The sequence below is a fragment of the Ideonella alba genome (genome assembly GCF_018069845.1).
Lineage (GTDB): Bacteria > Pseudomonadota > Gammaproteobacteria > Burkholderiales > Burkholderiaceae_C > Ideonella > Ideonella alba.
Genome location: NZ_JAGQDD010000008.1, coordinates 35,100 through 55,153 on the forward strand (window position 1 = coordinate 35,100; position 20,054 = coordinate 55,153).

Genomic DNA, 20,054 nt, shown 5'->3' on the forward strand with positions numbered 1-20,054 from the left:
GCTCAGTCGGCGCAGTGCGCCTGGATGAAGGCCTTCACCGCAGCGGTGTCGGGCTTCATCACGGTGAAGCGCTTGGGCAGCGCCTCGATGCCGTCCAGGCCGGCCGGGCGGCCGGGCTCGCGGCCCACCGCCTCGCGGATGGTCTCGGCGAACTTGGCCGGCAGCGCGGTCTCCAGCACGATCATCGGCACGCCGGGCTCGACATGCTCGGCGGCCACCTTCACGCCGTCAGCGGTGTGGGTGTCGATCAGGTCCCCGAAGCGCTCATCCGTGCGACGGATCGTGGCCAGCCGGTCGGCATGGGTGCTCTTGCCCGACTGGAAACCATAGCCGGCGATGGCCGAGAACTCGGCCGGGCTGACGGTGAAGGCACCCTCGCGGGCGATGGCATCCCCGAACAGCGCCTTGGTGCGCGCGCCGTCGCGGCCGACCAGGTCGAAGACGAAACGCTCGAAGTTGGACGCCTTGGAGATGTCCATCGACGGGCTGGAGGTCTCGTGCGTCTCGGCGCTGCCCCGCACGCGGTAGGTGCCGGTGCGGAAGAACTCGTCGAGCACGTCGTTCTCGTTGGTGGCCACCACCAGGTGCTTGATCGGCAGCCCCATCATGCGGGCCACATGGCCGGCACAGACATTGCCGAAGTTGCCCGAGGGCACGGTGAAGCTCACCACCTCGTCGTTGTGCTTCGTGGCCTGGAAGTAGCCGGCAAAGTAATACACCACCTGGGCCAGCAGGCGCGCCCAGTTGATCGAGTTGACGGTGCCGATCTTGTACTGGCGCTTGAAGGCCAGGTCGTTGGACACGTCCTTGACGATGTCCTGCGCATCGTCGAACACGCCTTCGACCGCGATGTTGTGGATGTTGGCGTCCTGCAGGCTGAACATCTGGGCCTGCTGGAAGGCGCTCATGCGGCCGTGCGGGCTGAGCATGAAGACGCGCACACCGTGCTTGCCGCGCATCGCGTACTCGGCCGCGCTGCCGGTGTCGCCGCTGGTGGCGCCCAGGATGTTGAGCTGCTCGCCGCGCCGGCCCAGCTCGTACTCGAACAGGTTGCCAAGCAGCTGCATCGCCATGTCCTTGAAGGCCAGCGTGGGGCCGTTGGACAGCGCTTCGATCAGCAGGCCGGAGTCGCCCAGGCGGCGCACCGGCACGATGGCCTCGGTGCCGAAGACCGCCGGGGTGTAGGTCTTGGCGACCAGCGCCTTCAGGTCGGCGGCAGGGATGTCGTCGATGTAGAGCGACAGGATCTCGAAGGCCAGCTCGGCATAGGCTAGGCCGCGCCAGCGCGCCAGCGTGGCGGCGTCGACTGTCGGGTAGGCCACCGGCAGGTACAGGCCGCCATCGGGCGCCAGGCCCTCCAGCAGGATCTCGCAGAACGAGCGCTCGGTCTGGTCACCGCGGGTGCTGATGTAGCGCATCAGGCCAGCTCCTCCTTGCGCAGGCTGACGATGGGCGCCAGCACGCTGGACAGCGCCTGCATCGCGGCCAGTGCGGTGCGCATGCGGCCTTCCACCGTTTCGTGCGTCAGGATGATCAGGTCGGTCTGCTTTTCACCTTCAGCCGATTCGCGCTGCAGCACGGCGTCGATCGAGATGTCGTTCTCGGCCAGGATGGTGGTGATGCGCGAGAGCACGCCGGCCTCGTCGGCCACGCGCAGGCGCAGGTAGAACGCGGTCTGGACCTGCGCGATCGGCAGGATCGGCGTGTCGGCCAGCGCGTCGGGCTGGAAGGCCAGGTGCGGCACGCGGTGGTCGGGGTCGGCGGTGGCCAGGCGGGTGATGTCCACCAGGTCGGCCACCACGGCCGAGGCGGTGGGCTCGGCGCCGGCGCCCTTGCCGTAGTACAGCGTGGTGCCCACGGCATCGCCCTGCACCACCACCGCGTTCATCGCGCCCTCGACGTTGGCGATCAGGCGCTTGGCCGGGATCAGCGTGGGGTGCACGCGCAGCTCGATGCCGCCCTCGCGCCGCTTGGTGATGCCCAGCAGCTTGATGCGGTAGCCCAGCTGCTCGGCGTAGCGGATGTCGGTGGCCGAGAGATGGGTGATGCCCTCGACATGGGCCTTGTCGAACTGCACCGGGATGCCGAAGGCCAGCGCGCTCATCAGCGTGGCCTTGTGGGCGGCGTCGACGCCCTCGATGTCGAAGGTCGGGTCGGCCTCGGCATAGCCCAGGCGCTGGGCTTCCTTGAGCACGACATCGAAGTCCAGCCCCTTGTCGCGCATCTCCGACAGGATGAAATTGGTGGTGCCGTTGATGATGCCGGCGATCCACTCGATGCGGTTGGCGGTCAGGCCCTCGCGCAGCGCCTTGATGATCGGGATGCCGCCGGCCACCGCGGCCTCGAAGGCCACGGTCACGCCTTTGGCGCGCGCGGCGGCGAAGATCTCGCTGCCATGCACCGCCAGCAGCGCCTTGTTGGCGGTGACGACGTGCTTGCCGGCGGCAATGGCTTCCAGCACCAGCGCCTTGGCGATGCCGTAGCCGCCGATCAGCTCGACGACGATGTCGATCTCGGGGTTGGCGATCACCTGGCGGGCGTCGGCCACCACCTGCACGCCGTCACCGACGATGCCCCGGGCACGTTCAACGTCGAGGTCGGCCACCATGGTGATCTCGATGCCGCGGCCCGCCCGGCGCAGGATCTCCTGCTGGTTGCGTTGCAGCACCTTGAAGGTGCCGGAGCCGACGGTGCCGATGCCCAGAAGGCCGACCTGGATGGGTTTCATTCGATGTCTCTCGGTGGGATCGCGGTGAGCGGAAGAACGGTTCAGACGGCGTGGCGCTTGCGGTAGCCGTCGAGGAAGCGGGCAATGCGGCCGATAGCCTCGGTGAGGTCGTCGGCGTTGGGCAGGAAGACCAGGCGGAAGTGGTCGGGGCTGGGCCAGTTGAAGCCGGTGCCCTGGACGATCAGCACCTTCTCGTCGGCGAGCAGCTCGTAGGCGAACTGCTGGTCGTCCTCGATCGGGTACATCTTCGGGTCCAGGCGCGGGAACATGTACAGCGCCGCCTGCGGCTTGACCACGCTGACACCGGGAATCTGCGTCAGCAACTCATACGCCAGGTCGCGCTGCTTGCACAGGCGGCCGCCCGGCGCCACCAGGTCCTTGATGCTCTGGTAGCCGCCCAGCGCGGTCTGGATCGCCATCTGGCCGGGCGTGTTGGCGCACAAGCGCATCGAGGCCAGCATGTTCAGGCCCTCGATGTAGTCCTTGGCGCGCTTCTTGTTGCCCGAGACCACCATCCAGCCGGCCCGGTAGCCACAGGAGCGGTAGTTCTTGGACAGGCCGTTGAAGGTCAGGAACAGCACGTCATCGGCCAGCGAGGCGATGCTGGTGTGGGTGACGCCGTCGTAGAGCGTCTTGTCGTAGATCTCGTCGGCGAAGACGATCAGCTGGTGCTCGCGCGCGATGTCGACGATGCCCTGCAGGATCGCGTCCGGGTAGAGCGCGCCGGTCGGGTTGTTCGGGTTGATGACGATGATCGCCTTGGTCTGCGGCGTCACCTTCTTGCGGATGTCATCCAGGTCAGGCAGCCAGCCGCTGCCCTCGTCGCAGTGGTAGTGCACCGGCGTGCCGCCGGAGAGCGACACCACCGCGGTGTAGAGCGGGTAGTCGGGCGAGGGGATCAGCACCTCGTCATGCTCGTCGAGCAGCGCGTTCATGCTCATCGAGATCAGCTCGGACGCGCCATTGCCCAGGTAGACGTCATCCACCGTGACCCCGGCAATCTTCTTCTCCTGGCAGTAGTGCACCACCGCCTTGCGGGGTGCGAACAGGCCCTTGCTGTCGGTGTAGCCGGCCGCCACCTGCGAGGACAGGTTGCGGATCATGTCCTGGACGATCTCGTCGGGCGGCATCAGGCCGAAGGCGGCGACGTTGCCGATGTTCAGCTTGATGATCTTGTGGCCCTCTTCCTCCATCTGCCGGGCCTTGTCGAGCACCGGGCCGCGGATGTCGTAGCCGACGTTGGCCAGCTTGCTGGACTTGGCGATGCTCTTCAAACCGGGGCTCCTCAGCAGGGGGACGTGCACCGCTTTGATGCACTGCAAAAACCTATAATTTAACCATAGGGGGCCAGCCGATCGGCGTCGCGCGCCGCCGCCGCCCGGCCCCCAACGCGATTGCACGGGATCCACCGATGAAATTCCAGCCCGATGCCCTGGACGGCGTCAACGTGATCGCCCGCCTTGAGCCGGGCCGCATCTGGGTGCACCAGACCCCGTTCCAGAGCAGCCTGCTGGTGCCCTGGCGGGGCGAGGTCGAGGCCTGGCCGGCGCAGGCGCCGGGCGAACTGACGGCCGAGCATTTCGGGCGCCTGCTGGCCTGGTCGCCGGAGCTGGTGGTGTTCGGCAGCGGCGAGCGCCAGCGCTTCGTGCACCCGTCGCTGTACTCGGCGCTGATCGAGCGCCGCATCGGCATCGAGACCATGGACACCGCCGCCGCCGCACGCACCTTCAATGTGCTGGTCACCGAGGGCCGCCGCGTGCTGGGTGCCTTCCTGCTGCCACCGGCCTGAGGCCGCGGCCCCGCCCGTCGGAAAAGGGGGGCCCATCCCCTTATAATCACTGGCTAAGCCTCGCCGGGGCGCTCAGCAAGAAGACAAAATCCTCATGACGCCAGCCCTCAACAAAGCCCTTCCCGAGATCGAAGCCCAGGCCACGGGCGGTGTCAAGTTCACCGGCCACGCGTTCCTGGGCCAGACGGTGGTGCTGTATTTCTACCCCAAGGACAACACGCCCGGCTGCACCACGGAAGCCATGCAGTTCCGCGACCAGCACAAGGACTTCGTCAAGGCGGGTGCGGTGGTGTTCGGCGTGTCGCGCGACAACATGGCCTCGCACGAGAAGTTCAAGCAGACGCTGGAGCTGCCCTTCGAGCTGATCGCCGACACCGAGGAAAAGCTCTGCCACATGTTCGGTGTGGTCAAGAACAAGATCATGTACGGCAAGAAGGTCAAGGGCATCGAGCGCTCGACCTTCCTGATCGATGCCCAGGGCGTGCTGCGCGCCGAGTGGCGGGGCATCAAGGTGGCCGGCCATGTGGACGAAGTCCTGAAGGCCGTGAAGGAACTCAAGAAGGCCGCCTGAGGCCCGCACGGGCGGCTGCGGCCGCATGTGTATGATGGGGCCATGCCCGAGACGCTCGCGCTGATCGTCCCCCGATCGCTCCCCAAGAAGCCGCCCGGTTGTCCGCGCGGCTTTTTTGTTGCCTGAACCGCTGTCGCCGTCCATGCCCCTGCCCAAGCCCCCCGTCACCCGAGCCACCATCCTTCCCCCCAGCGAATACGAGGCCCAGGCAGCGCCGAAGACGGCCCGCAGCGCCGCCCGCCCCGCGCCCGATCCCCAGGACGACCGCCCGGTCGCGCCGCTTGAACTCAAGCGTGACGCCGCCCCGCTGCCCGCCGCCACGGCGCCGGTGCGTGCGGCCAAGGCCCCCGCCGCCGCCAAGCCCGCGCCGGCGCCCAAGCGCCGCGCGGCGCCCAAGCGCAGCGGCCCGGCCAAGCTGTTCGTGCTCGACACCAACGTGCTGATGCACGACCCGATGTCGATCTTCCGCTTCGACGAGCACGACATCTACTTGCCGATGATCACGTTGGAGGAACTCGACGGCCACAAGAAGGGCATGTCCGAGGTCTCGCGCAACGTGCGCCAGGTCAGCCGTGAGCTCGACGCGCTGGCCGCCGACGGCAACCTGGCGCCCACCGATGGCATCGCGCTGGCCAAGACAGGCCACCGCGAGGCCCTGGGCCGCCTGTATTTCCAGACCACGCTGCTGGATGCCAAGTTGCCCGCCGGCCTGCCCCAGGGCAAGGCCGACAACCAGATCCTGGGCGTGGTGCAGTCGCTGCGCGAGCAGCACCCCGGCCGCGAGGTGGTGCTGGTGTCCAAGGACATCAACATGCGCATCAAGGCGCGGGCGATGGGCCTGGCCGCCGAGGACTACTTCAACGACAAGGCGCTCGACGACGGCGACCTGCTCTACACCGGCGTGCTGCAGCTGCCCCCCGACTTCTGGGACAAGCACGGCAAGACCATGGAGAGCTGGCAGCAAGGTGGCCACACCTTCTACCGCATCAGCGGCCCGCTGGTGCCGGCGCTGATGGTCAACCAGTTCGTCTACCTGGAGCAGCCGGGTGAGGCGCCACTCTACGCCCGGGTCACCGAGCTCAGTGGCAAGACCGCGGTGCTCAAGACCCTGCGCGACTACACCCACGCCAAGAACGCCGCCTGGGGCGTGACCGCACGCAACCGCGAGCAGAACTTCGCGCTCAACCTGCTGATGGACCCGGAGTGCGACTTCATCACCCTCACCGGCACCGCCGGCACCGGCAAGACGCTGATGACGCTGGCCGCCGGCCTGTCGCAGGTGCTCGATGAGCGCCGCTACACCGAGATCATCGTCACCCGCGTGACCGTGCCGGTGGGCGAGGACATCGGCTTCCTGCCCGGCAACGAGGAAGAGAAGATGGGTCCCTGGATGGGCGCGCTCGATGACAACCTCGAGGTGCTGGCCAAGACCGACGCCACCGCTGGCGAATGGGGCCGCGCCGCCACCAACGACCTGGTGCGCAGCAAGATCAAGATCAAGAGCATGAACTTCATGCGCGGGCGCACCTTCCTGAACAAGTTCGTGCTGATCGACGAGGCGCAGAACCTGACGCCCAAGCAGATGAAGACCCTGATCACCCGGGCCGGCCCGGGCACCAAGATCGTCTGCCTGGGCAACCTGGCGCAGATCGACACGCCCTATCTGACCGAGGGCTCCTCGGGCCTGACCTTCGCGGTCGACCGCTTCAAGGGCTGGCCGCATGCCGGCCATGTGACACTGGCGCGCGGCGAACGCTCGCGCCTGGCCGACTACGCCTCCGAAGTACTCTGAACGGGGCGGGATCAGGGGCATCCCTGATCTCCTCAACCCGAAGAAATCGCGCCAAGTTCTTGTCTCGCTTGAGTTTTCAGCCTTGACACATGCCTGACGCCTGCCTATGCTGCGCGCCGTGATGGATGTGACGCCCCGCGCGACCGGCCGAGCCCGGCGCCTGTTTACCGCGACAGCCCTGGGGCTGGCCCTGCTCACTGGCGAGACCGCCACCTGGGCCAACCCCGACAGCGCAGCGCCCAAAGGTGGCGACGCCGTGATGCGCCTGCTCGAGGAAAAGGGCGTGGTGCCGGCGGCGGCGGCGCCCAGCAGCGCACCCACGCTGCTGTCACAGGTGCGCGACAAGGCGTCTGACCTGGTGCTCACCGCGATGAACTTCATCGGTGTGCGCTACCGCCGTGGCGGTGGCACCGAGGATCAGGGCTTCGACTGCTCCGGCTTCACCCGCTACGTGTTCGAGAACAGCGTGGGCCTGGTGCTGCCGCGCCGTGCGGCCGAGCAGGCAGCGTCTCCTGGCCTGGTGTCGATTCCAATGGAAGACCTCAAGCCGGGCGACCTGGTGTTCTTCAACACCATGCGCCGGGCCTTCTCCCATGTGGGCATCTATGTGGGTGACGGCAAGTTCATCCACTCGCCGCGCACCGGGGAGCAGGTCCGGGTCGAAGACATGCGCATCGCCTACTGGTCGCAGCGCTTCAACGGCGCGCGCCGAGCGCCGCAGACCACCGAGCCGCTGCGCACCCCGCAGTGAGCTTGTCCCTGGCCGGGCCGGGCCTGCTCAGGCGCGGGTCGGCCAACTGCCGTTAGCATGCGCAGGCCATGGGTGAGAAAGTCATTGCCTTGTCGGACCTGCGTGCGCTGGCCGACATCCCCGAAATCCCTGCCGACGCGCCCGCGCCGGACGGGCTGTTGTCCGACGCCCTGGGCCGGCCGTTGCGCGACCTGCGCATCTCGGTCACCGACCGGTGCAACTTCCGCTGCAGCTACTGCATGCCCAAGGAAGTCTTCGACCGGGATTACCGTTTCCTGCCCCAGTCCTCGCTGCTGAGCTTCGAGGAGATCACCCGGCTGGCCTCGGTGTTCGCGCTGCATGGTGTGACCAAGCTGCGCCTGACCGGCGGCGAGCCGCTGATGCGCAAGCACCTGGATGAACTGGTGCGCCTGCTGGCCGAACTGCGCACGCCCGCGGGCGACCCACTGGAGCTGACGCTGACCACCAACGGTTCGCTGCTGGCCCGCCACGCGCCGGCCCTGCGCGCCGCCGGCCTGACGCGCATCACCGTGAGCCTGGACGCGCTGGACGACGCCATCTTCCAGCGCATGAATGACGTCGGCTTCCCCGTGGGTGACTTGCTGGCCGGCATCGACGCCGCCCTGGCCGCCGGCTTCGGCCCGATCAAGGTCAACATGGTGGTCAAGCGCGGCACCAACGAGCACGAGATCGTGCCCTTGGCCCGCCACATGCGCGACCACTATGGCCCGCAGGTGGTGCTGCGCTTCATCGAGTACATGGACGTCGGGGCGACCAATGGCTGGCGCATGGACGAGGTGCTGCCCAGCGACGCGGTGCGCGCGCTGCTGGCCCAGGCCTGGCCGCTGGTGCCATTGCCGGCGCGCAGCCCGGGCGAGACGGCCCAGCGCTTCGCCTACGCCGACGGCCGCGGTGAGGTGGGCTTCATCTCCAGCGTGACCCAGGCCTTCTGCGGCGAGTGCAACCGGGCGCGGCTGTCCACCGAAGGCAAGTTGTTCACCTGCCTGTTCGCCAGCCGCGGCCATGACCTGCGCGCGCTGCTGCGCAACGGCGCCACCGATGTCCAGCTGGCCGCCGCCGTGTCGCGCCTGTGGGGTCGGCGCGAGGACCGCTACTCCGAGTTGCGGTCCGCATCGGCACCGTCCGATGCGCCGCGCCAACGCATCGAGATGCACTACATCGGCGGATGAGGTCGCTCCAGCGACTATGACCTAGGGGGGCAGCGGTTCCTGCGGGTGGCTTGGCGACTGGTTACGCGAGTAACATACGGTAACAGTCGATTCTTCACCCGGAGGAGCCCATGAGCAGCACCCAGGACGTCTATCTGTACAAGTGGTGGTCCACCGCCGACCAGTCGGTGACCATCGACGGCGATATCCGCAATGTGACGATGGGTCGTGGCAACGACAGCGTCACGATCACCGGCAGCGCCGCCTGCATCAACACCTGTGAGGGTGATGATCGCATCCAGGTGGGCGGCAACGTGCAGTCGATCACCGACCTCTTCGGCAGCACCACGGTCAGCGTGGGCGGCAGCGTGGGCAGCATCACGCTGGGGGGCGGCAACGACGTGATCGACGTGGTGGGCGCCGTCAGCTGCCTGAACACCGGCTGCGGTGACGACCAGGTCCGCATCGGCGGCGACCTGGGCACGGCCTCACTGGGATGGGGCGACAACAGCCTGCAGGTGGGCGGCAACGCCGGCCATGTCTATACCGGCGGCGACGACGACACGGTCAGCATCAACGGCAACCTGTGCTTTGCCGACCTCTGCTGGGGCAACAACACCCTGGACGTGGGCGGCAACGTGGGCGCGATGGTCTCGGGCTGCGGCGATGACCGCGTCACGATCGACGGCCAGCTCGGCACGGCCTGCCTGGGCGACGGCAGCAACCACATCACCGTGGGTGGCGACGCCTGCAACATCAACTCGGGCTGCGGCAACGACCGCTATGTCGTGTTCGGCGACCTGGGCGTGGGCTGCGCCAGCAATGGCAACAACTGCATCAATGTGGGCGGCAATGCCGGCACGGTGCTGGCCGGCTGGGGCAATGACGGGCTGAACGTGGTCGAGAACCTGTGCGTGGCCAACCTGGGCGACGGCGCCAACATCGTCAAGATCGGTGGCAACGCCGAGCACCTGTACGTCGGCTGTGGCGACGATCTGCTCTCGGTCCAGGGCAGCGTCGGCGACATGCTGCTGGGCAACGGCCTGAACCAGCTCTACGTGGGCGACAACGTCAACTGCGCCGTCACCGGCGGCTGCGGCACTGACCGGGTGTTCGTCGACGGCAACGCCAACATTGCCAACCTGGGCTGGGGCAATGACCAGCTGCACGTGGGTGGTGCCCTGGGATCGGCCTGGCTGGGCGACGGCAATGACCGCGCCTGGGTCGGCGGCACGCTCAGCTGCGTGCTCGACACCGGCTGCGGCGACGACGCGGCCAGCGTCGCGCGCAACCAGGGCGGCATCCAGATGGGACTGGGCAACGACACCCTGACGGTGGGCAGCTTCTCCAACTGCAGCTGGGTCGATGGCTGCTGGGGCAACGACACGCTGACCCTGGTTGGCCCGGCCTCGCAGTACCAGATCACGGGCTGGAACCCGAGCTGCGTGGCCACCATCACCGACCTGTCGACCGGCGCGAAGATGACCGCCTACGGCTTCGAGTCGATCCAGTTCACCGGCTCGCAGCAGGCCGACGTCTTTGACCTGAGTTTCCTGCAGACCATCAACACGCACGCCTGCTTCCAGATCTTCGATCCGGTGCCCTGAGCGCGCGCCAGGCGCGCTGCCGGCTCAGCGCGCCTGTTCCACACCCCGGTTGGCGAGCGCGTCGGCGCGCTCGTTGCCGGGGTCTCCTGCGTGGCCCTTGACCCAGTGCCAGGACACGCGGTGACCGGCGACCAGTTCATCCAGGCGGCGCCAGAGTTCCTCGTTCTTCACCGGCTTGCCATCCGCGGTGCGCCAGCCGCGGCGCTTCCAGTTGTGGATCCAGGTGGTGATGCCGTTCTTCACGTACTCGCTGTCGGTGTAGATCGCCACCGCACAGGGCCGCTTGAGCGTGGACAGGGCCTCGATGACCGCGGTCAGCTCCATGCGGTTGTTGGTGGTCTGGCGTTCGCCACCGAAGAGTTCCTTCTCGTGGCTGCCGGCACGCAGCCAGGCGCCCCAGCCGCCGGGGCCCGGGTTGCCTTTGCAGGCACCGTCGGTGTAGATCGTCACATCAGTCATGGGGAGCGATTGTCTCGTGCGCCGAGGCGCCGCCGCGCCAGTGTCGGTTGGCCGCCACCGCAGGCCCGGCAGCCAGCCGCAGCCGACGCCGCGGCGACAGGCCGACCAGACGCATGCCGCGCACGCGCTTGACCGCCTGCAGCAGGTACACCGCCCCCAGCACCGGCCACCAGCGCTCGCCCACGCCTTCCATCCAGCGCCAGCGCTGCAGCCAGGCCTGGCTGCGGCAGGGCATGCGGTAGCAGCCAAAGCGACCCCGTTCAGGCTCCAGGTGCACCAGACGCATCCAGTCGCGCAGCCGCCAGTAGCCGATCGCCTCGCCGGTGTCGGGCAGGAACAGTGGGCCGCTGCCCAGGCTGGCGTTGCGGGCCAGGTGCCCCATGCGCTGGCGCAGCATCCACAGGCTGGCCGGGTTGAAGCCCGACACGATCAGGCGCCCTTCCGGCCGCAGCACGCGGGCCGCCTCGGCCAGCGCCAGGTGCGGATCGTCCACCAGCTCCAGCGTGTGCGGCAACAGCACCAGGTCCAGCGACTCGTCCGGGAACGGCAGCGCCTCGGGCTGGCAGCGCAGCGTGGCGCCACCGGTGGGCAGCACGCTGGCCAACCCGTCGGGCACCGGGTCCAGGGCCATGGGCGCGACGGCCTCATCGTGCTCACAGGCCAGCCAGCGGTGCGGCATGCGGTTGTTGCGCAGGCCATCCATCTCGGGCAGGCCCAGTTGCAGCGCATGAAAGCCGAAGGAGTCGGCCACGGCTTCGTCCAGCAGGGTCTGCTCCCAGGCCAGCATGCAGCGGCCTGCCGGGGTATCCAGCCACCCCCCCAAATCTATAATCGCGTGTTCGCCAGCCATCGATGGAACTGCTCGCCCTCCCCGCCTTCGCCGACAACTACGTCTGGATGCTGATCCAGGGCCAGCAAGCCCTGGTGGTGGATCCGGGCGACGCGTCGCCGGTCTTGCAAGCCCTTGCGCAGCGCGGGCTGACCCTCGGCGGCATTCTAGTGACCCACCACCACGCCGACCACGTGGACGGTCTGGCGGCCCTGCGCCCGCATCTGCAAGGCGCGGTCTGGGGCCCCGACGACAGCCGCCTGGCCGGGCAGGTCCAGCCGGTGCACGATGGCGACACGCTGGCCTGGGGAGGCTGGGCCGTGTCGGTGATCGGCGTTCCGGGCCACACCCGCAGCCACCTGGCCTTTGCGGTGGCCGCCGATCCTCCGCTGCTGTTCTGCGGTGACACGCTGTTTTCGGCCGGCTGCGGCCGGCTCTTCGAAGGCACGGCCGCGCAGATGCATGACTCGCTGCAGCGGCTGATGGCGCTGCCGCCCGAGTCCCTGGTGTGCTGTGCCCACGAGTACACGCTGTCCAACCTGCGCTTTGCGATGGCGGCCGAGCCCGACAATGCCGCGCTGGCGTCGCATCGGCAGTGGGTCGAGGCGGTGCGTGCCGACGGCCGCCCCAGCCTGCCCACCACGCTGGCGCAGGAACGACAGATCAACCCTTTCCTGCGCTGCGACCAGCCGGCGCTGGTGGCCAGCGGGCTGGCGCATGGTGCTGCCAGCGACCGCCCCGACGACGTGTTTGCGGCGCTGCGCGCCTGGAAGAACGAGTTCCGATGACCCTTCACCGACTGCTTCCGACCCTGCTGGGCTGCTGCATCGCCCTCCTGGCTGCCGGCTGCGCGACCCCGTCTGCGGGCGTGACCGGCCCGGTGGTCCGCCCAGTGGCCCCGTCACCCGAGCCGCCGCCGCGCCTGACGCTGCAACCCCCGGGCAGCGCGATGGTGCTGGACGCCACGCCCGCCTCGCCGCCTGGCACAACGCCGGTGGCCGCCGAAGCCAGCCCGGTGCGCGCGGCCGAGGAACCGGCCACCGGTCCGATCGTCGACCCGGTGCACCCGGACCGCGTGCTCGACATCAACGACAGCGCCGCGCGCAGCGACCTGTGGGGCCGCGTGCGCAAGGGCTTCGCCATGCCCGACCTGTCGGACGACTGGGTGCGCCGGGCCGAGCAGCACTACGGTGGCAAGCCCGACTACATGCGCCGCATGACCGAGCGCGGCGGGCGCTACCTGTTCCACATCGTCGAGGAGGTCGAGCGCCGCGGCATGCCCTCCGAGCTGGCGCTGCTGCCCTTTGTCGAGAGCGCCTTCAACCCGCAGGCGCTGTCCACCGCCCGTGCCTCGGGCATGTGGCAGTTCATGCCGATGACCGGCAAGGACTACGCGCTCAAGCAGAACATCTTCCGCGACGATCGCCGCGACGTGCTGGCCTCCACCCGCGCGGCGCTGGACTACCTGAGCCGGCTGAACAACATGTTCGGCGACTGGCACCTGGCCCTGGCCGCCTACAACTGGGGCGAAGGCAATGTGCAGCGCGCGATCGCCCGCAACCAGAAGGCCGGCCTGCCCACCGACTACAGCAGCCTGCGCATGCCCGACGAGACGCGCTACTACGTGCCTAAGCTGCAGGCGATCAAGAACCTGATCGCCGCACCCGACAACTACGGCCTGGCGCTGCCCGAGCTGAAGAACCACCCGTACTTCGTCAGCGTGCCAATCCAGCGCGACATCGATGTCGATCTGGCGGCGCGCCTGGCCGGCATCTCGGTCGAGGAGTTCCGCCAGCTCAACCCGCAGATGAACAAGCCGGTGATCCTGGCCGCCGGCACCGAGCAGGTGCTGCTGCCCTTCGACAACGCCGGCCGCTTCGTCGGCAACCTGAAGGCCCACCGCGGGCCGCTGGCCAGCTGGACCGCCTGGGTCGCGCCCAAGACCCTGCGGCCGGCCGATGCGGCCAGGCAGGTGGGCATGAGCGAGTCCGAACTGCGCGACATCAACCGCATCCCGCCGCGCATGCTGGTCAAGGCCGGCTCGACGCTGCTGGTGCCACGCACCGCTGGTCGCAATGCCGATGTGTCCGAGCACCTGGCCGACAACGCCACCATCGCGCTGGCACCCGACCTGCCGCCGATGCGCCGCCTGACGCTGCGCGCCGGCAAGCGCGGCGACAGCGTGGCGTCGGTGGCGCAGCGCTACCGCACCTCGGCGGCGATGGTGGCGCAGTGGAACAAGGTGTCGACCAACGCGGTGTTCAAGCCGGGCAGCACCTACATCGTGATGGTGCCGCAGGCCACCAAGCGCGCCGCGCCGGGTGCCCGTCAGAAGGCACCGGCCACCACCCGCCGCCCGGCCGCGCCCACCCGCACCCGTCGCTGATCTGCTCAGCGGCGGTCGACCAGCGCGTGGGCGATCGTCGAGAGGTCGACGTATTCCAGCTCACTGCCCGCCGGCACGCCGCGCGCCAGGCGCGTGACCTTCAGGCCGCGGGCGCGCAGGGATTCGCCCAGCACATGCGAGGTGGCCTCGCCCTCGGCGGTGAAGCTGGTGGCCAGGATGACCTCTTCCACCTCGCCGTCCAGCGCCCGCGCCAGCAGGCCGTCGGCGCGCAGCTGTTCCGGGCCCTGGCCGTCGATCGGGCTGATGCGGCCCATCAGCACGTAGTAGTAGCCGTGGTAGCTGCCGGTGCGCTCCAGCGCAGCCTGGTCGGCCGGTGACTCGACCACGCAGAGCTGCCGGCGATCGCGACCGGTGTCGCGGCACACCGGGCACACCGGTGCCTCGCTGAAGGTGTGGCAGCGCTGGCAATGCTGCACCGACGCCACCGCGCGCTCCAGCGCCTGCGCCAGCACGCCGGCGCCCAGCCGGTCGTGCTGCAGCAGGTGGTAGGCCATGCGCTGGGCCGATTTCTGCCCAACGCCGGGCAGGCGCCTCAGCGCCTCCACCAGTGTCTCGAGCGCGCCGCTGCCTGCCACGGTGTCAGAACGGCATCTTCATGCCGGGGGGCAGCGGCAGGCCGGCGGTCAGCTTGCCCATGCGCTCCTGGCTGGTGGCCTCGGCGCGGCGCACCGCGTCATTGAAGGCCGCCGCGACCAGGTCTTCCAGCATGTCCTTGTCGTCGGCCAGCAGGCTGGGGTCGATGCTGACGCGGCGCACATCGTTGCGGCAGGTCATCACCACCTTCACCAGACCGGCGCCGGACTGGCCTTCGACCTCAACCTGGGCCAGCTCTTCCTGGGCCTTCTTCAGGTTGTCCTGCATCTGCTGGGCCTGCTTCATCAGGCCGGCCAATTGACCCTTCATCATCGCGATTCTTCCTTTCGTGGATCGTCAGGCGCCAGGGCGGCGCCAGGTGTTCAGTGCGGTCGCACCGTGCCGGGCACGATGCGCGCGCCGGCGAATTGCTGAAGTGCCGCCACCACCAGCGGGTCGGCACGGAAGGCGGCCTCGGCCTCGGCCTGGCGCTGGCGCGCGGCTTCGGCGTCGCGCAGCGCGGGGGAATCCTGGGCCAAGCCCGGCTCGGTGGCCAGCGACCGGCCTGCGTGGCCCGGCAGCTGGCGCAGTGCGGCCTGCAGCTTGTCCAGCAGCGGCGCGTTGCGCAGGCTGTCGCGCTCGACACGCAGGGTCCAGCGCTCGCCGTCGGTGGCCACCAGCTCGGCCTGCATCGCCAGCTCGCGCGCCAGCGCGCTGACCAGGCCCGCCTGCTGCAACGCCGTCACGGCCTCGGCCCAGGCATCGCCCAGCGGCGTGCGGCGCAGGCTGACCGCCGGCGCACTCGCGGCCGGGACGGACAGCTCGATCGGCTCGCTGGCCACCTCGGCGCTGGCCGGGATGATCGTCTCGCCGGGCTCCAAGGCATCGACGGGTGGCGCCTCGTCCATCCAGGGCGGCGGACCGTCCTCGTCCTGGGGTTCGGGCGGGCGCGAGGCGGCGCGCGCACGGGCCTTTTCGGCGGCCTCCTGGGCCAGGCGGGCTGCGGCGCTGACTAGCGCCGCCGCAACGGGTGCAGGCACCGCGACAGGCGCCGGAACTGGTGCCGGAACCGGTTCCGGTACGGGCCTGGCCGCGACCGGCGCCGGTGCCGGCGCCGGTGCCGGTGCCGGAACCGGCATGGCCGCCGGTGGCGCCGCCACAGGGCCCGCCGACATCGCCACCGCCCCCGGGCCCGCCGCGCCGGTGCCGCGTCCGCCAGAGCCGGCACTGCCACCCGACGCCCCCCCTGCACCACCGGCAGTCGCCGGCGGGAAGGCCAGGAAGCGCAGCAGCACCATCACCAGCCCCGCGTGCTCGTCCGGCGCCAGGCCCAGTTCGGCGCGGCCCTGCAGACAGATGCTGTAGAGCAGCTGGGTTTCGTCCGCCGCCAGCGCCGGTGCCAGGCGACGCGCGGGCTCGGTGTCGGGGTCGGACGCGTCCAGGGCGCCAGGCACGGCCTGCTCCACCGCCATCTGCTGCAGCAGCCGGGCCATCTCCTCCAGCGTGGCGCTGGCCGACAGGCCCTGGCGGCGCAGACCTTCGCATTCGTCCAGCACGGCCCGACCGTCGCGGCCGGCCAGCGCCGCCACCAGGCGTTGCGCGTGGCGGCGGTCGACGCTGCCCAGCATCGCCCGCACGCCGGCCTCCTCCAGTCGGCCACCGCCATAGGCGATCGCCTGGTCGGTGAGCGACAAGGCGTCGCGCATCGAGCCGCGCGCGGCGCGCGACAGCAGGCGCAGAGCGCCGGGCTCGGCCGGAATGGCCTCGGCCGCCAGCACGCGCTCCAGGTACTCGGCCACCGTGGGCGGCGCCATCGGCCGCAGGTTGAACTGCAGGCAGCGGCTCAGCACCGTGGGGAGCATCTTCTCGGGGTCGGTCGTGGCCAGCACGAACTTCAGGTACTCGGGCGGTTCCTCCAGCGTCTTCAGCAGCGCATTGAAGGCGTCCTTGGTCAGCTGATGCGCCTCGTCGATCATGAAGACCTTGAAGCGGCCGACGCTGGGCTTGTAGGCGGCCCGCTCGATCAGCTCGCGGATCTCGTCGATGCTGCGGTTGGAGGCCGCGTCCAGCTCGATGTAGTCGATGTAGCGGTCGGCGTCGATCTCGCGGCAGGCACTGCACACGCCGCAGGGACGCGCGGTGATGCCGCCCTGGCCGTCGGCGCCCTGGCAGTTCAGGCTCTTGGCCAGGATGCGCGAGACCGTGGTCTTGCCGATGCCGCGTGTGCCGGTGAACAGGTAGGCGTGGTGCAGGCGTTGCTGCTCCAGGGCGTGCGTCAGGGCACGCACCACATGGTCCTGGCCGACCATGTCCTCGAAGCTGCGCGGGCGGTACTTGCGGGCCAGGACGACGTAACTCATGCCACGGATTCTAGGCGGCCCCCCGCCCCCCGGGGCGAAGGGGGTGGCGTTGGCGTCCCTGGGGGTTGGGCCGGGCGGCAGCGCGGCCGACGATGAAGCCCTCATCACCTGCCCCGACAAGGAGCCCCTCATACCCGTCGTCCACACCCGCTATGTCACCTACACCGCCGCCGGCCGCCGCCGCCATCCGGGCAGCTCGGCCGCCGACATCACGCCCCCCTTCGACAACACCGTCAGCAGCTCACCCTACACCGACTGGGCACCGCCCACGGCCAACTGGACCGATGGCGACGGCGTGAGCCACAGCGCCAACTTCGCCTTCTGGTCGGTCACCGGCGGCGCCGACGGCGCCTTCGTCTCCACCAACCCCGCGCTCAGCGTGCCGGTGGGCGACACGCCGATCGGCGTGACCGCCTGGTACCTGCCCACCGGCGGCGATGGCATCGGCGAGCCGGGCACCTACATCGACGCCTTCGATGTCGACGTCGGTGACTTCTTCGACGACGACTTCGTCAGCGTCGCCCCCGACACCGACCTGAGCTTCAATGCCAATGAACTGGGCCTGGTGCCCACCCGTGCGCCCGAGCAGATCACCGCCTTCGCATCCATCGGGCCGCGCCTGCTGCAGAGCTGGCAGCTGCTGGTCGTGAGCCCGCCGGGGGCCGACAGCGTCAATGGCGCCGTGCTGTCCACCGCCACCAAGAGCATGGCCGTGGCCTTTGCGTTCTACCAGCGCCCGCGCGGTGGCAGCAGCATTCCCAAGCTGGACGGTCGCGTCTACGAAGCCGGTGTGCGCATCATCTTCGGCGTCACCGCCGACGGTGGCGGGCTGACCGACAAGGGCCCGGTGCCGCCGTGGGAGCCGCTGGTGCGTGAGCTGGCCAACGCCATGGCGCTGGCCTACGCCGGTCGGCAAGGCGGTGCCGAGACGCGCCTGGCGGTGGTCAGCGCCGCAGCCAAGCAGCTGGGTGCCACCGCTGCCAAGCTCGGCCGCGCGATGGTCGACGAGGCCAAGCTGGGGCTCTGACGCCCGGCGCCGGATCGGGGGCGGGAGCCCCTGCGGGATAATCCCGCCATGAGTGCTCCCGCCCCCTCCGCATCCACCGCGTCGCTCAGCTACGAGCAGGCCGGTGTCAACTACGACCTGATCGATCCGCTGAAGGTCGCCGCGCAGCGCGCGGCGGCTGCCACCGCCGGCCACCTGGCTGGCCACGGCTTCACCGAAGTGCCGGCCTCGCGCGGCGAGTCGGCCTATGTGGTCGACGTCGGCCCGTTCTACCTGGCCAGCATTGTCGAGTGCCTGGGCTCCAAGGCCCTGGTCGCCGACGAGATGAAGGCCCTCACCGGCCGCAGCTACTACGATGGCATCGCCCAGGACACGATCGCGATGGCGGTCAACGACCTGATCACCGTGGGCGCCACGCCGCTGGTCGTCCAGGCCTACTGGGCCGCCGGTGGCAGCGACTGGTTCGGTGACGCGCAGCGCGCCCAGGCCCTGGTGGCCGGCTGGAAGGCCGCCTGCGACCGCTGTGGTGTCGCCTGGGGCGGTGGTGAAACGCCGGCGCTGGCCGGCATCGTCGAGTCTGGCCGCATCGACCTGGCGGCTTCGTGCACCGGCATCATCAACCCCAAGAGCCGCCTCAGCGTGGGCGATCAGCTAGGCGCGGGTGACGCCATCGTGCTGCTGGCCTCCAGCGGCATCCACGCCAATGGCCTGAGCCTGGCGCGCAAGCTGACCGAGCGCCTGCCCCAGGGCTACCTGACCGAGGTGGCGCCGGGCCTGAGTTATGGCGAGGCCCTGCTCGCCCCCACCGTGCTCTACAGCCCGGTCACCGAGGCCCTGGCCCGCGCCGGCGTGACGGTGCATTACAGCGCCAACATCACCGGCCATGGCTGGCGCAAGCTGCTGCGTCATCCGGCCGAGCTGACCTACCGCATCCACACCGTGCCCGCGGTGCCGCCGGTGCTGCGCTTCATCCAGCAGCACGCCGGTCACGATGACCGCGAGGCCTATTCCACGCTGAACATGGGCGCCGGTTTCGCGCTGTTCGTGCCGCGCGAGCAGGCCGAGCAGACCGTGGCCATCGCCCGCGCCGAGGGTGTCGAGGCGGTGCTTGCCGGCCAGGTGGAGGCCGGTGCCAAGCAGTTGCTGATCGAGCCCCTGGGCATCCGCTTCGCCAGCGACGATCTGCAACTGCGGTGAATCCTCATTTTCTGATCTGAAAGCTCAGATATGATTCTCCCTGATCAGAGGGAGATGAATGGGCGAGCATGGACAGCCATGGCAGGCGACCGACGTCGCAACCGGAGCCAGGACGGACCCGGTGGCGGCGGCGTGGCCGGCCCGTGGCCAGGAAACGGTCAGCCTGGCTCAGTTGCTGCGCCGTCTGCCGCTGTTCGCCAGCCTGGATGAGCCGGCTGCCGACGAGCTCGCCCGCCACTGCAGCAAGCGCCGCGCCCGCCGCGGCGAACTGATCCAGGTCCAGGGCGCCCGCACCTCCGAGCTGGGCGTGCTGCTGTCGGGCCGTGCGCACAGCTTCCGCACCGACCCCCGCGGCCGCGAGGTCATCATCGACCTGATCCGCGTCGGCGACCCGCTGGGCGACCTCGCCCTGATCGACGGCCAGCCGCACTCCAGCAGCGTGCGCAGCGAAGAGGAATGCGACCTGCTGGTGGTGCCGGGCAATGTCTTCGCCATCACCCTGGCCACGCGGCCGCAGGTGGCGCAGGTGCTGCTGCTGCAGCTGTCACAACGGGTGCGCACCGCCTACCGCCGGGTGGCCTCGCTGGCCCACCAGGATGTGGGCGAACGCCTGCTGCAGCGCCTTCTGGACCTGTCCGTGCCCGACGGCGACGAATGGGTGCTGCGCGAGCGCATAGCGCGGCAGGATCTGGCCAAGATGATCGGCGCCTCGCGCGAGATGGTCAGCCGCACGATGAAGGAACTCGAGACGGCGCGTACCATCCGCTACCGGGCCGATGGCTCGATCGTGCTGCGCAGAATGGCCTGATCGCCGGG

19 protein-coding genes are annotated in these 20,054 nt (G+C 69.5%); 11 read left to right on the forward strand and 8 right to left on the reverse strand.

The annotated features are described in order from the left end of the window. Positions 1-2: 2 nt before the first annotated feature. Genes thrC through KAK03_RS12420 form a run of 3 tightly spaced genes read right to left on the reverse strand, consistent with a single transcriptional unit; the run spans position 3 to position 4,002 of the window. A complete protein-coding gene (thrC, locus tag KAK03_RS12410) occupies positions 3-1,418 on the reverse strand; it encodes a threonine synthase (protein ID WP_210854276.1) in 1,416 nt (471 codons plus the stop codon). Further along, positions 1,418-2,728, reverse strand: coding sequence for a homoserine dehydrogenase (locus KAK03_RS12415; RefSeq protein ID WP_210854277.1), 1,311 nt, complete (start codon positions 2,726-2,728; stop codon positions 1,418-1,420). Before KAK03_RS12415 ends, thrC begins: the two co-directional genes overlap by 1 nt. Before the next feature lie 41 nt (positions 2,729-2,769). Next, positions 2,770-4,002 carry a pyridoxal phosphate-dependent aminotransferase gene (locus KAK03_RS12420; RefSeq protein ID WP_210854278.1) on the reverse strand — a complete coding sequence of 411 codons (1,233 nt, stop codon included), beginning with the start codon at positions 4,000-4,002 and terminating at the stop codon, positions 2,770-2,772. Between the two features lie 137 nt (positions 4,003-4,139). On the opposite strand from KAK03_RS12420, the gene KAK03_RS12425 reads away from it, so the two are divergent. From KAK03_RS12425 to KAK03_RS12450, 6 genes are all read left to right on the forward strand, one after another. Beyond that, positions 4,140-4,517 carry an Mth938-like domain-containing protein gene (locus KAK03_RS12425; protein WP_210854279.1) on the forward strand — a complete coding sequence of 126 codons (378 nt, stop codon included), beginning with the start codon at positions 4,140-4,142 and terminating at the stop codon, positions 4,515-4,517. 94 nt (positions 4,518-4,611) lie between these two features. Beyond that, positions 4,612-5,088, forward strand: coding sequence for a peroxiredoxin (locus KAK03_RS12430; RefSeq protein ID WP_210854280.1), 477 nt, complete (start codon positions 4,612-4,614; stop codon positions 5,086-5,088). A 142-nt stretch (positions 5,089-5,230) separates the two neighbouring features. Continuing rightward, positions 5,231-6,880, forward strand: coding sequence for a PhoH family protein (locus KAK03_RS12435; protein WP_210854281.1), 1,650 nt, complete (start codon positions 5,231-5,233; stop codon positions 6,878-6,880). A 121-nt stretch (positions 6,881-7,001) separates the two neighbouring features. Then, positions 7,002-7,631 (forward strand): C40 family peptidase, encoded by a 630-nt coding sequence (locus KAK03_RS12440; protein ID WP_210854282.1) that lies wholly within the window; start codon positions 7,002-7,004, stop codon positions 7,629-7,631. 68 nt (positions 7,632-7,699) lie between these two features. Next, complete coding sequence (moaA, locus tag KAK03_RS12445) at positions 7,700-8,821, forward strand: GTP 3',8-cyclase MoaA (protein WP_210854283.1); 1,122 nt, start codon at positions 7,700-7,702, stop codon at positions 8,819-8,821. A 110-nt stretch (positions 8,822-8,931) separates the two neighbouring features. Then, on the forward strand, positions 8,932-10,407 hold the full coding sequence (locus KAK03_RS12450; protein WP_210854284.1) for an autotransporter outer membrane beta-barrel domain-containing protein: 1,476 nt from the start codon (positions 8,932-8,934) through the stop codon (positions 10,405-10,407). 24 nt (positions 10,408-10,431) lie between these two features. Here the strand turns inward: KAK03_RS12450 and rnhA are convergent, their stop codons facing one another. Further along, positions 10,432-10,866, reverse strand: coding sequence for a ribonuclease HI (rnhA, locus tag KAK03_RS12455; RefSeq protein WP_210801250.1), 435 nt, complete (start codon positions 10,864-10,866; stop codon positions 10,432-10,434). Further along, positions 10,859-11,653: a class I SAM-dependent methyltransferase gene (locus tag KAK03_RS12460; protein WP_247661126.1), complete on the reverse strand. Its 795-nt coding sequence runs from the start codon at positions 11,651-11,653 to the stop codon at positions 10,859-10,861. The genes rnhA and KAK03_RS12460 overlap by 8 nt, the downstream gene beginning before the upstream one ends. 65 nt (positions 11,654-11,718) lie before the next feature. Between KAK03_RS12460 and gloB the strand changes: the two genes are divergently transcribed. Both gloB and KAK03_RS12470 read left to right on the forward strand, forming a co-directional pair. Continuing rightward, a complete protein-coding gene (gloB, locus tag KAK03_RS12465; RefSeq protein ID WP_210854286.1) occupies positions 11,719-12,483 on the forward strand; it encodes a hydroxyacylglutathione hydrolase in 765 nt (254 codons plus the stop codon). Then, the gene (locus tag KAK03_RS12470; protein WP_210854287.1) at positions 12,480-14,081 is read left to right on the forward strand and encodes a transglycosylase SLT domain-containing protein; all 1,602 of its coding nucleotides are present in this window, start codon (positions 12,480-12,482) and stop codon (positions 14,079-14,081) included. The genes gloB and KAK03_RS12470 overlap by 4 nt, the downstream gene beginning before the upstream one ends. 5 nt (positions 14,082-14,086) lie before the next feature. On the opposite strand, the gene recR is transcribed toward KAK03_RS12470, so the two are convergent. The 3 genes from recR to dnaX are packed head-to-tail and all read right to left on the reverse strand — an operon-like array spanning position 14,087 to position 17,035. Continuing rightward, on the reverse strand, positions 14,087-14,677 hold the full coding sequence (gene recR / locus KAK03_RS12475) for a recombination mediator RecR (RefSeq protein WP_210854288.1): 591 nt from the start codon (positions 14,675-14,677) through the stop codon (positions 14,087-14,089). A gap of 4 nt (positions 14,678-14,681) precedes the next feature. Then, the gene (locus KAK03_RS12480; protein WP_210801245.1) at positions 14,682-15,008 is read right to left on the reverse strand and encodes a YbaB/EbfC family nucleoid-associated protein; all 327 of its coding nucleotides are present in this window, start codon (positions 15,006-15,008) and stop codon (positions 14,682-14,684) included. A gap of 50 nt (positions 15,009-15,058) precedes the next feature. Beyond that, the gene (dnaX, locus tag KAK03_RS12485; protein ID WP_210854289.1) at positions 15,059-17,035 is read right to left on the reverse strand and encodes a DNA polymerase III subunit gamma/tau; all 1,977 of its coding nucleotides are present in this window, start codon (positions 17,033-17,035) and stop codon (positions 15,059-15,061) included. 43 nt (positions 17,036-17,078) lie between these two features. Here dnaX and KAK03_RS12490 point away from each other — a divergent pair, with 43 nt between their 5' ends. The 3 genes from KAK03_RS12490 to KAK03_RS12500 all read left to right on the forward strand — a co-directional run bounded on the left by KAK03_RS12490 (position 17,079) and on the right by KAK03_RS12500 (position 20,046). Beyond that, complete coding sequence (locus tag KAK03_RS12490) at positions 17,079-18,062, forward strand: hypothetical protein (RefSeq protein WP_210854290.1); 984 nt, start codon at positions 17,079-17,081, stop codon at positions 18,060-18,062. A 48-nt stretch (positions 18,063-18,110) separates the two neighbouring features. Further along, on the forward strand, positions 18,111-19,238 hold the full coding sequence (locus KAK03_RS12495) for an AIR synthase-related protein (RefSeq protein ID WP_210854291.1): 1,128 nt from the start codon (positions 18,111-18,113) through the stop codon (positions 19,236-19,238). 121 nt (positions 19,239-19,359) lie between these two features. Further along, on the forward strand, positions 19,360-20,046 hold the full coding sequence (locus tag KAK03_RS12500; RefSeq protein ID WP_210854292.1) for a Crp/Fnr family transcriptional regulator: 687 nt from the start codon (positions 19,360-19,362) through the stop codon (positions 20,044-20,046). Positions 20,047-20,054: the final 8 nt, after the last annotated feature.

What these genes read in the sequence shown, in the direction of transcription:
- KAK03_RS12415 (WP_210854277.1), bottom strand. Translation starts at nt 2,728, where the DNA reads ATGAAACCCATCCAGGTCGGCCTTCTGGGCATCGGCACCGTCGGCTCC.
- gloB (WP_210854286.1), top strand. Translation starts at nt 11,719, where the DNA reads ATGGAACTGCTCGCCCTCCCCGCCTTCGCCGACAACTACGTCTGGATG.
- KAK03_RS12460 (WP_247661126.1), bottom strand. Translation starts at nt 11,653, where the DNA reads ATGCTGGCCTGGGAGCAGACCCTGCTGGACGAAGCCGTGGCCGACTCC.
- KAK03_RS12450 (WP_210854284.1), top strand. Translation starts at nt 8,932, where the DNA reads ATGAGCAGCACCCAGGACGTCTATCTGTACAAGTGGTGGTCCACCGCC.
- dnaX (WP_210854289.1), bottom strand. Translation starts at nt 17,035, where the DNA reads ATGAGTTACGTCGTCCTGGCCCGCAAGTACCGCCCGCGCAGCTTCGAG.
- KAK03_RS12440 (WP_210854282.1), top strand. Translation starts at nt 7,002, where the DNA reads ATGGATGTGACGCCCCGCGCGACCGGCCGAGCCCGGCGCCTGTTTACC.
- KAK03_RS12480 (WP_210801245.1), bottom strand. Translation starts at nt 15,008, where the DNA reads ATGATGAAGGGTCAATTGGCCGGCCTGATGAAGCAGGCCCAGCAGATG.
- KAK03_RS12495 (WP_210854291.1), top strand. Translation starts at nt 18,111, where the DNA reads ATGAGTGCTCCCGCCCCCTCCGCATCCACCGCGTCGCTCAGCTACGAG.
- KAK03_RS12425 (WP_210854279.1), top strand. Translation starts at nt 4,140, where the DNA reads ATGAAATTCCAGCCCGATGCCCTGGACGGCGTCAACGTGATCGCCCGC.
- KAK03_RS12430 (WP_210854280.1), top strand. Translation starts at nt 4,612, where the DNA reads ATGACGCCAGCCCTCAACAAAGCCCTTCCCGAGATCGAAGCCCAGGCC.
- rnhA (WP_210801250.1), bottom strand. Translation starts at nt 10,866, where the DNA reads ATGACTGATGTGACGATCTACACCGACGGTGCCTGCAAAGGCAACCCG.
- thrC (WP_210854276.1), bottom strand. Translation starts at nt 1,418, where the DNA reads ATGCGCTACATCAGCACCCGCGGTGACCAGACCGAGCGCTCGTTCTGC.
- KAK03_RS12435 (WP_210854281.1), top strand. Translation starts at nt 5,231, where the DNA reads ATGCCCCTGCCCAAGCCCCCCGTCACCCGAGCCACCATCCTTCCCCCC.
- moaA (WP_210854283.1), top strand. Translation starts at nt 7,700, where the DNA reads ATGGGTGAGAAAGTCATTGCCTTGTCGGACCTGCGTGCGCTGGCCGAC.
- KAK03_RS12470 (WP_210854287.1), top strand. Translation starts at nt 12,480, where the DNA reads ATGACCCTTCACCGACTGCTTCCGACCCTGCTGGGCTGCTGCATCGCC.